This window comes from Blautia sp. AF14-40, assembly GCF_003479665.1.
GTDB classification, from domain to species: domain Bacteria; phylum Bacillota; class Clostridia; order Lachnospirales; family Lachnospiraceae; genus Fusicatenibacter; species Fusicatenibacter saccharivorans.
In genome coordinates this window covers 25,902-38,393 of the sequence record NZ_QUHK01000027.1, presented here as the reverse complement: position 1 = coordinate 38,393, position 12,492 = coordinate 25,902, and the positions used below count along the sequence as shown (strand labels likewise).

The window sequence follows — 12,492 nt, the reverse complement described above, 5'->3', positions numbered from 1 at the left end:
AAGCGGCCGGAAGCACGTGACTTTAGTCATGTGAGGTTCACAATCGGCAGAAGTGAAACATATAAAAAACATCGGAATCAGTATGATGTAATAAAAATCAATATGCAGGAATTTTTAAGCGCAACAAGCGGCATTGACGAAATGCTGCGCATGCTGAACGACTATCTGATTTTTGATCTCAGAGAGCAGTACAGTCAGGTGCGCTTCCGTGATGAAAAGAATCTGGTACAGGTAATGAAAGATCTGACATACGATAACGAAAAAGAAAACGTATCCATTCCAAACCGCGAAGTATCCCAGGAGTATATCAACGCAATCAGCAGATTTCCATTCTGCAATACAACGATGAAGACTCGCTGTGGAAGAATATTTTTATCATTATTCTCGGTTCCTGCGTGTTCCGTGTGATCTGGGTGTACACGATTTTCGCGTATTTCCATGCCATTACGTCACTGTATCTGCTATATATCTTTTCGTGGACAATTACCGGTGCGGCGGAGATCCTGTATTTCCGGCATGGCTATAAAACGCTGCAGATCAGTTGAAATAAAATTACGTATTTAATTACAAAAGAGACTCTGAAGATTGACGGAGTCTCTTTTTTTTGTTATCATAAATGCGGAAAAAGGGATCGTGATACGCTGCGGAGAGAAGGGAAGATCATGGGGAGAAAGAAGAGTTTTTGATGGAAAAAACATTTCAGATAGGGAGTTTTTCCTTCCGGCTGAAGTTTCCGGAAGAGCTGGTACTTCCGGTGGATATGGAAAAATTTTTGGCGGAAACGGATTCTGCGGATTATACATATATCATTACGGCCGTCGACATATTGCCGGAAGCGGAGGGAGAGCTGATTGTGGATCGGGTCGATCTGCAGGTGTTTCATACAAAAGAAGGATTGGAGAGCCGCCGGATCGGTGTGAAAGGAGAAGCGCGTCCTTATGCATTCTACCGTGAGACTGCGCAAAATCGTGCAGAGGTTTTCGTCGGCAGGTGGTATCTGGCAGAAATTGAAAAGTATGAAGTTGTTTTTCTTTCCCTTCTTGCCCTGGAGCGCCGTCTGGCAGAACAGCCGTGCCTGATTCTGCACTGTGCATACACGGAGTATCAGGGGAAAGCAATGCTCTTTTCTGCACCATCGGGAACGGGCAAAACCACGCAGGCGGGACTCTGGGAACAGTACCGGGGAAGCTGTACCGTAAATGGGGATAAGGCATTGCTGGAATATGACGGCACAGCGTGGACAGCAAACGGCTGGCCGGTCTGCGGAACATCAGGAGTCTGCGAAAACAAAAAGCTCCCGGTCGGATGCATTGTAATGCTGAGCCAGGCAAAGACAAATCAGGCGTGGCGGCTGCGTCCGGCAGAGGCATTTACGAGTCTGTACGGACAGATCACCATGAACCGCTGGGACAGGGAGGGAATGGTGCACAGTCTCGACCTTCTCGAACAGCTTGCTGGAAAAGTTCCGGTGTATCATCTGGCGTGCGACATTTCAGAAGATGCGGTGAAAACGCTGGAGCAGGAGATCGGGGCCGGTTCGTTCGAAAGTGAAACATATGCAGCTGCACTGCACAAAAACATGATTCAGAAAAGGGAGAAACATGCATGAAAATGATGGATACACGTGCCTATGTCGGAATGCTGAAAGAACTTGTAGAGCAGGGCAGGGAAGTGCGTATGGTGATTTCCGGGAGCAGCATGGCGCCGTTTCTGATTCATGGACGCGACAGTATTTTCTTCCGAGCGCCGGAGCGGGAACTTCGGAGAGGTGATATCGTATTTTATGAGCGGCCGGGCGGACAGTTTGTCGTGCATCGGATCTGCCGCGTTCATGCAGACGGTTATGACATAATCGGGGATGCACAGACGGAAATCGAGCATCATGTGCAACGGAAGCAGATCTTTGCACGGGTGACAAAAGTGGAACGAAAAGGAAAAATACTTGTACCGGGAACGTTCTGGTGGGAGTTTTTTGCACAGGTCTGGATTCGCATCATCCCGCTTCGCCCGATTCTGATGCATGGATATGCCCGGTTATTCGGTGTGGATAAAAAGAAAAATGATGCGTGTAGAGAAAATGGAAGGAAAAGAAGATGATTACAGAAACAGAAACCGCATTCCTTGCGGTGATTCGTGCGTTTTTGACAGAAGAAAAAGCATCGCCGGCGGAAATTCAGGGGCTGACAGAAAAACAATGGAATCATCTGTTTGTCCTCGCGGCACAGCATTCGCTGCTGTCAGCGGTCTACGATGTTGTGGGAAAAACACCGGAATTTGCAGAACTTCCGGACGAGCTTCGCAGACAGGTAAAAACGCAGGCAATGCAGAGTGTTTTGCAGCAGGTTTCGCGTACAGCGCTGTTTCTTTCCGATGAAAAGGAGCTGGAGCATCTGGGCGTGCAGCCGCTGGTGATGAAAGGAATTGTGTGCAGAAGTCTCTATCCGAAGCTGGATCTGCGCCCGTCCGGGGATGAGGATCTTCTGATTTCGGCAAAGGATTTTGCAACAGTAGATGCCTGTTTTATGAGGAAGGGCTTTGTGCGGGACAAAGAAACCGCAATGCCAAATGGTGCCAAAGACGGTAATGCCCCGGAAGAGATGGGCTACATTCATCCGAAAACAGGGGTCTTCTATGAAATACATACCAGGCTGTTCAGCACAGAATCCTCTGCCTATGGTTATCTGAACCGTGCATTTTCCGATGTTTTTGCGCATCCATCCAGGGTGGAAGTGCAGGGTCAGAGTATCTTTACCTTAGAAGAAACGCATCATCTTTTCTATCTTCTCTGTCACAGCTTCAAGCACTTTCTTCACGGCGGCGTCGGGATCCGTCAGATCTGTGATATGGTACAGATGATTCGTATATATGGAAGAAAAATAGACTGGGAAATGTTCTGGCAGCTGTGCGAAGAGTATCATATGACGTGCTTCTGTATCAATCTGCTGGATATCGGCGAGCGGTATCTGGGCTTTTCCTATGAAGCAAGTGGGGCAGTCCGTGCCGCAAAGAAGCTTCACTCGGATTCCGAAGCGCTTCTGATCGATATTCTCGATGCCGGTTCGTTCGGAAAATCGAGCGCGGGACGGATCCACAGTGCAAACATTACCCTGTATGCGGCAGAAACCGGAATGGAAAAGCACACAGCCGGGGGAATCTGGAAATCGCTGGTTCCGGAAGCTTCCTATATGAAAAACAAGTATCCCTATGCGGCGAGGTATCCGTTTTTGCTCCCGGCTGCCTATGTGCAGCGGATTCTGAAATGGCTGGGGCAGGGAGACAAAGAGCAGAAATCGAGTATTGAAGTGGGTGCGGGACGTGTCGAATTGCTGAAGAAATACGATATGATCCGCACCGCAGACGGGAAAAAGAGAGGAGACGCGCATGCAGGAAGAATCCAAAGAGAAAAGTAAAGACGCTTCCTTTGAGTCTCTCCGTATCCTGTCGGAGCGATGGAAAAACGGAACGTTCTCGGAAATCATCGATGACTGGAAATGGATTTTTGGCTACAGCGCGCGCTATAAGGGTGCGATTGTTTTTTATACGATTCTCGGTATCTTAAGCACTTCGCTTGGGCTTGTCGGCAGCGTGGCAGGAAAATACCTGATCGATATCATCACCGGATACCAGATACAGAAGCTTCCGCTGCTACTTTGCATCATGATCGGAAGCACCGTGTTCAGTCTTGGATTTGAGAGCGTCATCAACCGCATTTCAACGAAGCTTGGCATCGCGATCAACAACGACATCCAGGCGGATATTTTCGACAAAATTGTCGATGCGGACTGGCTGGAAATCAGCAAATACGCAAACGGTGACGTACTCAACCGTTTCAACGGCGACATTGGAACGGTCAGCGGCAATGCAATCAGCTGGCTCCCGACGATTATCATTGCCGTGTATCGGTTTATTGCCACCTTTTTCGTAATCCTGCATTATGACTGGGTCATGGCGCTGATTGCTTTTTTAAGCGCACCGTTCCTGCTTCTGATGTCGCGGTTCATGATCCGCCGTCAGCGGGAATACAGCAAAGAAGTGCGCGAGATGAGCAGCAACCTGATGAGCTTTGAGGTAGAAGCGTTCTACAATTTTGATACGATCAAGTCGTTTGGCATCGCACCGTATTACAGTAAAAAGATGCGTTGGTGGCAGGGACTTTTCAAGGATATCAGCCTGAAATATAATCTGTTTACGATTAAAACCAATATCGTAATGTCTATTCTCGGGAGTGCGGTGGAGTTTACGGCGTTCGGATACTGCCTGTTCCGTCTGTGGACGCACGACATTACCTATGGAACCATGACGCTGTTCCTGCAGCAGCGGAGTAACCTTTCCGGCGCGTTTGGAAACGTAATTTCGATTATTCCGTCCTTCCTCAACAGCTCTGTCTCGGCGCACCGGATCCGTGAGCTCGTAGAGCTGCCAAAAGAGGTCCATATCCCGGATAGCGCCGCGCTTGATCCACTGGCAAAGGATGGCTTCCGGGTACAGATGCATGGGGTAGAATTTTCTTATATAGAAGGAAACAAAGTAATTACCAGATCGGAGTTTCAGGCTGCCCCCGGCGAGATTGTAGCGTTGGTTGGCCCGTCCGGCGAGGGAAAAACAACGATGATCCGCCTGATTCTCGGCCTTATCCGCCCGCAGGAGGGGGAAATCGTGATCATTGCCTCAAACGGAAAAACGGTTCCCATGAACGCCGAAACGCGTCATCTCTTCGCCTATGTGCCGCAGGGAAATACGATCCTTTCCGGCACAATCGCCGAAAATATGCGTATGGTAAAAGAGGATGCGACCGACGAGGAGATCATTGAGGCACTCAAAATCTCCTGCGCCTGGGATTTTGTTCAGCATCTGCCGGATACCATCAACAGCCGTGTCGGGGAACGTGGCCGCGGTTTCTCCGAAGGTCAGTCCCAGCGGCTTGCTATCGCCCGCGCCGTTCTCCGTGATGCTCCGGTGCTGCTTCTCGATGAAGCCACCTCGGCACTGGATGTCACAACGGAACGAAACGTTCTTCGAAACATCATCCGTCAGCGTCCCAACAAAACCTGTATCGTTACGACGCACCGTCCGAGTGTCCTCGGCCTCTGCCAGAGAGTCTACCGTGTCATGAATGGAACCGTGACCGAACTCGATGGGGCAGAAGGGGCAAAGATGGTGGAAGATTTTTGACAGAAAAAAGACACAAAAAAGACACAAAGGTCGGAAGAGTGATACTTCAAAGTCAAATCAGTTATAGAGTTGTAAGTCAAAATCCTGCTATAATACAACCATCAAAGGTCACACAACACGATACGTGAAAAGGAGAAAAAGTATGAAGAAAAAAGTGTTAGCAGGCATTCTTGCAGCAACCATGGCATTTTCCATGGCAGCATGCGGAAGCACAGGATCCAGTTCTGATTCCGGTTCCTCCGCAGCTTCCGGAAGCACAGCAAAGACAGAGGAAAAAGGCGAGCCGTACACTGTAACTATGGTACTGCAGGGCAGCCAGCAGCAGGATGAAGAGAGAATCGAAGAAAAAATCAACGAGATTCTGGAGCCGGAGCTGAATGCAAAGCTCGATATCGTTGTTCTTCCGTGGGCAAGCGCATCTCAGCAGTTACAGCTGATGCTTTCCGGCGATGAGAAAATCGATCTTCTGTACACAAATGCAACAACAGCTGTACAGTATATGCATTCCGGCCAGATCATGGATATGTCTGAACTGATTGACAAATACGGCACAAACCTGAAAGATATCTATGGCGAGGATATTGCAAAAACAAATCAGATTGATGGGTTTGTCTATGGCGTTCCGAACCAGATCGAACGAGGCAGCATTCCAGCCATCTTCATGAGAAAAGACCTGGTAGAAAAGTATAATATCAATACCGATGAAATCAAAGAGCCGAAGGATATGGAGAAAGTATTTGAGACCGTACAGGCAGGCGAGCCTGATATGACAATGCTGTTCTCCAGCAACAACAGTGATACGCCTCTGAGCCGTCTGTCCCGCGCTGATGGACTTGGCGATGCCAACACGGGCGCTCTGATGGATCAGACCAACAGCACAACCGTAGAAAACTACTTTGCAAGCGACTGGTACAAGGAGACTGCAACTATGCTGCATGACTGGTATCAGAAAGGCTACATCAGCAAGGATGCCGGAACAAACACAGAAAACTGGAGAACCGTATGCAAAGCAGGAAATCTCTTCTCCTTGTTCTTTGCTTATCATCCAGGTACCCCGGTTGAGTTCCAGAGCTCCACAGGATATGAGTTTGAAATCGTACCGTTCTATGATCAGCCGATCATCAACTCATCCTCTTACGGCGGAATTATCTTCTCTGTAGCACAGAACTCCGAAAATCCGGAAAAAGCAATGCAGGTTCTCGATTATATCTATGGCAGCCCGGAGGTCATGAACCTTCTGAACTGGGGCGAAGAGGGAACCGACTACGTAGTAGAAGATGAAGAAAACGGAATCATCAACTACCCGGACGGTGTAACAGCAGACAATGCAGGCTACAGCTTTAACTGTGGATGGGAGCTTCCGAACCAGTTCATCGCATACAAATGGGATGGATCTGACCCGCAGCTCTGGGACAAAATGCAGGAGTTCAACGCTTCCGGTATCGAGTCGAAAGCACTGGGATTTGTCTTTGATAACAGCGAATATGCGGATCAGGTATCAGCCCTGAACAACGTAATCAGCCAGTACAACGGCGCACTTAGCAGCGGCTCCGGAGATCCGGAAGAACTGCTTCCACAGTTCCTTGAGGCGCTGGACGATGCGGGAATCGACGATGTCATTGCTGCAAAGCAGGAGCAGCTGGATGCATTTCTTGCAGAGAAATAGGCACCATAATTTGTAAAAAGAGCACGACCGGGGCGGAAAAAAATCCGGTGTGATACAGTAACCGAAGGCTCCACTCTTACCAGAAAAGATGTGGAGCTTTCTCTGTGAAAGAACCTGAAAAAAACAGCCCTCATAAAAGGAGAGACGCTTTATGAAAAAAGCAGAGGTTAAAAAAGGAAAAAAGAAAAACGCGCTGAAGGAATACTGGCCGCTTTATCTGATGATGCTTCCGGCACTTCTGTATCTGCTGATTAACAACTATATCCCAATGGCAGGTATGGTGATTGCGTTTAAAAAACTGAACTTTGCAAAAGGTATCTGGGCAAGCCCGTGGGCAGGACTTAAAAATTTCAAATTCCTGTTTGCTTCCAAGGATGCATGGATTATTACAAGAAATACGCTGTTGTATAACATTGCATTTATTCTTGTAAACATGGTAGTCGGAATTGCCATTGCGATTCTGATTACGGAGATAAGAAACACAAAGCTCAAAAAGATATATCAGAGTGCGATTCTTCTTCCGTTCCTGATGTCCATGGTTATCTTAAGCTACATCGTATATGCGCTTCTGAGTGCAGAAAATGGTCTTGTCAACAACTCCATCCTTCCGTTGTTCCACATTGACCCGATTCAGTGGTACCAGAAACCGAAATACTGGCCGGCGATCCTGATTATCGCGAACTGCTGGAAGGGCGTAGGATACGGATGCCTGATTTACATCGCATCCCTGATCGGTATCGATCCTTCCTTCTATGAGGCTGCAAGACTGGACGGTGCAAGCAAATGGCAGGAGATTACGAAAATCACACTGCCGAGCCTCGTTCCGACCATCATCACCCTGCTGCTCCTCAGCATCGGAAGAATTTTCTATTCCGATTTCGGTCTGTTCTATCAGGTGCCGATGAACTCCGGTGTTCTGTTCCCGACCACAAACGTTATCGATACCTACGTATACCGTGCCCTGATTGAACAAGGAAATATCAGTATGTCATCTGCAGCCGGTGTATACCAGTCTCTGGTAGGCTTCTGTGTCGTAATGTTGAGCAACTGGATTGTCCGCAAAGTAGACAAAGACCAGGCATTATTCTAGGAGGATGGAAGTATGACAAATTCAAAAAAAGCAAAACGTTTCCAGTTCTGGATTAATGTAGTACTCATTCTGATTACGTTATCCATTATACTGCCGTTTGTACTCGTATTTATTTCCTCACTGACCGATGAAAACACACTGATCCGCAACGGATATTCGTTCTTCCCGGAGAAATTCAGCTTCTATGCTTACTCCTATATCATCCGCCAGGGCGAGAAAATCCTGAGAGCATACGGAATTACCATTTTTGTAACCATCGTCGGTACCGCTGCAAACCTTGCGATGTCCGCTCTGTTGGCATATCCGCTTTCGATTAAAAAGCTGCCGTACCGCAGAGCAATTACCTTTTTCGTATTCTTCACGATGCTGTTCAACGGCGGACTGGTGCCGACCTACTTGATGTATGTAAAGTATTTTCACATCAAAAACACGATCTGGGCATTGATTGTTCCAGGCTTCCTGTTAAGCGCAAACAACGTGCTGATGATCCGAAGCTACTTTAACACCAGTATCCCGGACGCGCTGTTCGAGGCAGCCAAAATCGATGGCGCCGGACACATGAAGATTTTCACCAGCATCACACTGCCGCTTGGAAAACCGATTCTGGTAACAATGGGACTGTTTTCCGCACTTGGCTATTGGAATGACTGGACAAATGGTTTATACTATTTATCAGGAAATGAAGGCCAGAAGCTTTACAGCATCCAGAACCTGCTGAATCAGATGATCACCGATATTCAGTACCTGGCAAGTGGAAAAGTAACCGGAAATATCGGCGCGGAGGTGGCAAAGCTGCCGACAACCTCGATCCGTATGGCAATCGCATTTATCGCCATGCTGCCGCTGTTTATCATCTATCCGTTCCTTCAGAAATACTTCGCAGAAGGTATCACACTTGGCGCGGTAAAGGGATGATTTTCCATGCAGGAATAAAAAAGAGAAACATTTCGGTGTTTCCGACATAAATCAGAAAAACAGTACAGACTCATGGAAACATGAGGTGTACTGTTTTTCTGCTGTATCATATTCAGAAAAAAAGATCAGTTCGTAAAATCAAACACGGAAAAATTTCGAGCGTACCGGAACAGAAAAAAGGAGGAAACTTCATGCATATTTCAAAACAGACGAAAAAAACAACACTGGCGCAGCAGGGGCGTTATCTTTTGATCTGCCTGCTGAGTATGCTGCTGCTTTTTCTGGCTGGGAGCGTGCTTATTCTGAACCGGACGCAGCGGCAGGTATATGAGCAGCTGGAAGAGATTTCAAAGCTGTATACGGATGAGCTGGATAACCGTTTTTTTCGAATCAGCCGAAACCTGTTCTCGACTGTAATGGACAGCTCCAACCCGGATTCTGCGTTCTGGAAATATATGGATCTGATGGAGAAGGATCAGTATGAGGAATATGTCATTACGCAGCTGCGAAGGAATTATGTATCTGCAGCGTGGGATTTTGGAACGGATTACAATGTTTTTCTCTATACGCAGAAGGATGACAGCTTATATCAGCTGAGCATTTCCTCCGACGGGCTTTACGCCGTTGATCCCTATTTGCAGGAAGCGCTGAAGCGTAGGATCAAAAGCCTGTCGCAGCAGACGTATGCAGTTAAGAAAAAATGGACCGTGATGTGCCAGGGAGACGATGTTTATATGCTCAAGGTAGCGCAGAGTCAGGGCATTGGACTCGGCTGCTACGTCAATCTGAAGACAATTCTGGAACCGTTCTCTGAACTGTCTCTTGGAAAGAGCGGCTATGTCAGTCTCGTTGACCAGAACGGGAAAAGCATCGGAACACTGACGGAAAAAGGAATTGTAACGGACAATTCGAAAATTAATACCGACAATTACACCTTCCGGCAGGAACTTTCGCAGGCGCCGTTTGAAATACGGATTAAAATCTCCTGGACCGGTGTTTTGAATCTGATGACGGGAAGTGTGTTTGCTCTTCTCGGCGTTGCATTTCTGATGGTGATTGCCGGTTCCGTGCTGCTGTTCCATCTGAAAACAAAAATCTTGAAGCCGGTCGCTATGTTTACGGAAAATCTTCAAAAATATGACAATGGGGATCTCACCTATCAGATGTCGGAAGGAAATCTGGTAGAGCTGGAGCAGATTGACGATAAATTCCGGAACATGATTCACCAGATCCGCCGGCTGAAAATCACGCTGTATGAGCAGGAGCTGGAAAAACAGAAAATCGAGATGGACTACCTGAAAATCCAGATCCGCCCGCATTTTTATATGAACTGTCTGAACTTTATCTACAGCATGATCGACTTCGGTCAGTACGACCATGCAAAGTCGATGAGCCGTATTACGTCCGATTATCTTGCGTATATTTTCCGGAATACAAGCGAGATGGTGCCGGTAACGGCGGAGACGAACCACTGTGAAAATTACCTCAAAATTCTGCTGCTGCGCTATCCGGAAAAATTCACCTATTATTTTGAGGTTCATGAAGAGGTGGAAAACGCGGTAATCTTCCCGTTTCTGATTCAGGTGTTTGTAGAGAATGCGGCAAAACATGCCCTGACGCTGGAGACGGTTCCGCTGATTTCCGTGACGGTTTACCCGGAGGACCGCGGCGAAGAAAAGTATGTCAACATTTATATTTCGGACACCGGAAACGGCTTCCCGGAGGAGACGCTGCAAAGGCTGAAAGCAGGGGAAGATATTTCCGAGCATGGAAAGCATATCGGGATTGAAAACTGCCTGAAACGATTCCGTTATTATTATGGTGATACAGGAGAGATTCATTTCGATAACAGCCCGCTCGGCGGAGCGATTGTAGATATCCATATTCCATACAAGACAGGGGGAGAAGAACATGAAACTATTGCTCGTGGATGATGAAGAGTACGTGATTGAAAGTATCAAAAGAAATCTCGATCTTACAGAGACCGGGGTGAGCGAGGTGTACACTGCGTTTTCCGTACAGCAGGCGAAGAACATCATGGGAATGGTGGATATTGATATTGTAATCAGCGATATCGTGATGCCGGGCGGAACGGGATTCGATTTTGTGGAGTGGGTCAGGAAAGAGGAGCTGAAGGTCCAGGTCATCTTCCTGACAAGCTATGCGGAGTTTGACTATGCCAGAAGAGCGATACAGCTGAACAGTGTCGATTATCTGCTGAAGCCCATTGATTTTGAAAAGCTGAAGGCGGCCGTGCAGCGTGCGGCGGAATCTGTTGCGAAAGAAAAGAAAATACAGGATCTCAGGCAGGAAAGCATCAAGTGGAATCAGAACAGAAAAATTCTGCAGCAGGATATCTGGAAAAATGTGCTGAAAAGCGGCTTCTCCGAGGAAAAATTCTGCGAAACGGCAGCACAGCGCCAGCTTTCATACGGACCGGGACACTATTTCCGGCTGATTTGTCTGATGCCGGAAATAAAGAGCAATAAGCGGGAAATGTGGGATACGGCGACCATGGAATTTGTGATCGAAAATGTGCTGTCGGAACTGTATGAGGAAACGGACATTGCGGTAGATACTGTTTTTTATCAGGAACCGGGCATCTACTGGATTGTTACGCAGTCAAGGGAAAAAGCATTCCCGCAGGACGGCGGGCGGGACTGTGAAATTCTGCAGCAATTTGTTGCGTGGATGAATGAAAAAATCTATCCGGAGCTGTGGTGCGGCGCCGGGCAGTGGGAATCTGTACTGGGGATGCAAAAGCAGAGCCGGAATCTTCAGAAAATGCGGGAGGGAAGCCTTTCCGTGCGGAACGAGGTGCTGTTTCTGAACGAATTTCAGGCTCCGCAGACCAGCTACGAAAATAAGGAGCTGGATGTATGGAAAGCGCTGCTTTCGGAGGAAAAACCGGAGGAACTGCTGGAGCGGCTGCAGAAATACCTTGACCGGACGGAGCGGGAAGGAATGATTACCAGGGAGCTTCTGGTAGCACTCCGTACCGATCTGACGCAGGTGGTGTATGCATGGCTTTCGGAACGGGAGATCAAGGCGTATGCACTGTTTGCAGATGCGGATATGGAAAACCTGCATCGGAATTCCCTTTATGGCAGAGAAGAGATGATGGAATATGCCGGGGTACTGGTTCGGAAAGCAGTTCAGTACAGACAGTACATCAACAAATCAGATTCGGTTACGAGCCAGGTATGCGCTTATATCGATGCACATTACAGGGAGGAGATTCACCGGGAGGAGCTTGGGGAGCTTGTCTTTTTGAATACGGATTATCTGTCCCGGATTTTTAAAAAAGAAAAGGGTATTTCGATCAGTAATTATATTATCCAAAAGCGGGTGGAGGAGGCAAAAAAGCTTCTGACACAGAGCACGCTGCCGATCAATACGGTGTCGCTGTATGTGGGGTACAGCAATTTCTCGTACTTTACGAAGATGTTTAAGGACAATACGGGATACGCACCGCTGGAATACCGAAGAAGTTTTAGTGAAAAATAGCGGAAAGCCACCCTTCACATGTTCGGGAAATAACAGAGGATTTTATCACTTTCTTACGCACCGGAACAGCAGCAAACAGGTCGGAATAGTGAAAGAAAAAGGTCGGATCAGGGGATATTTTTTTCAAGTCAGATGTGGTAAA

At 47.7% G+C, this 12,492-nt stretch carries 9 protein-coding genes and 1 pseudogene; all 10 read left to right on the top strand.

The genetic code is table 11. The features are described from left to right. Window positions 1-408: pseudogene (locus tag DWW13_RS18895) on the top strand (hypothetical protein); the annotation flags it as partial. Between the two features lie 277 nt (window positions 409-685). Beyond that, window positions 686-1,609 carry a hypothetical protein gene (locus DWW13_RS15025; protein ID WP_118720480.1) on the top strand — a complete coding sequence of 308 codons (924 nt, stop codon included), beginning with the start codon at window positions 686-688 and terminating at the stop codon, window positions 1,607-1,609. Next, window positions 1,606-2,097 carry a S24/S26 family peptidase gene (locus tag DWW13_RS15020; protein WP_118720478.1) on the top strand — a complete coding sequence of 164 codons (492 nt, stop codon included), beginning with the start codon at window positions 1,606-1,608 and terminating at the stop codon, window positions 2,095-2,097. Before DWW13_RS15025 ends, DWW13_RS15020 begins: the two co-directional genes overlap by 4 nt. Continuing rightward, complete coding sequence (locus DWW13_RS15015) at window positions 2,094-3,410, top strand: nucleotidyltransferase domain-containing protein (RefSeq protein WP_118720476.1); 1,317 nt, start codon at window positions 2,094-2,096, stop codon at window positions 3,408-3,410. Before DWW13_RS15020 ends, DWW13_RS15015 begins: the two co-directional genes overlap by 4 nt. Further along, window positions 3,382-5,172, top strand: coding sequence for an ABC transporter ATP-binding protein (locus DWW13_RS15010; protein ID WP_118720474.1), 1,791 nt, complete (start codon window positions 3,382-3,384; stop codon window positions 5,170-5,172). The genes DWW13_RS15015 and DWW13_RS15010 overlap by 29 nt, the downstream gene beginning before the upstream one ends. A gap of 142 nt (window positions 5,173-5,314) precedes the next feature. Further along, window positions 5,315-6,838: an ABC transporter substrate-binding protein gene (locus DWW13_RS15005; RefSeq protein ID WP_117804656.1), complete on the top strand. Its 1,524-nt coding sequence runs from the start codon at window positions 5,315-5,317 to the stop codon at window positions 6,836-6,838. Between the two features lie 151 nt (window positions 6,839-6,989). Beyond that, complete coding sequence (locus tag DWW13_RS15000) at window positions 6,990-7,928, top strand: ABC transporter permease (RefSeq protein ID WP_117804655.1); 939 nt, start codon at window positions 6,990-6,992, stop codon at window positions 7,926-7,928. 12 nt (window positions 7,929-7,940) lie between these two features. Continuing rightward, window positions 7,941-8,843, top strand: a complete 903-nt coding sequence (locus DWW13_RS14995; protein WP_117804654.1) for a carbohydrate ABC transporter permease — start codon at window positions 7,941-7,943, stop codon at window positions 8,841-8,843. Window positions 8,844-9,034: 191 nt separating this feature from the next. Then, entirely contained in the window at window positions 9,035-10,777 is a 1,743-nt protein-coding gene (locus DWW13_RS14990; RefSeq protein WP_118720484.1) for a cache domain-containing sensor histidine kinase, read from the top strand. Further along, on the top strand, window positions 10,755-12,350 hold the full coding sequence (locus DWW13_RS14985) for a response regulator transcription factor (RefSeq protein ID WP_118720472.1): 1,596 nt from the start codon (window positions 10,755-10,757) through the stop codon (window positions 12,348-12,350). Before DWW13_RS14990 ends, DWW13_RS14985 begins: the two co-directional genes overlap by 23 nt. The last annotated feature ends 142 nt before the right edge of the window (window positions 12,351-12,492 follow it).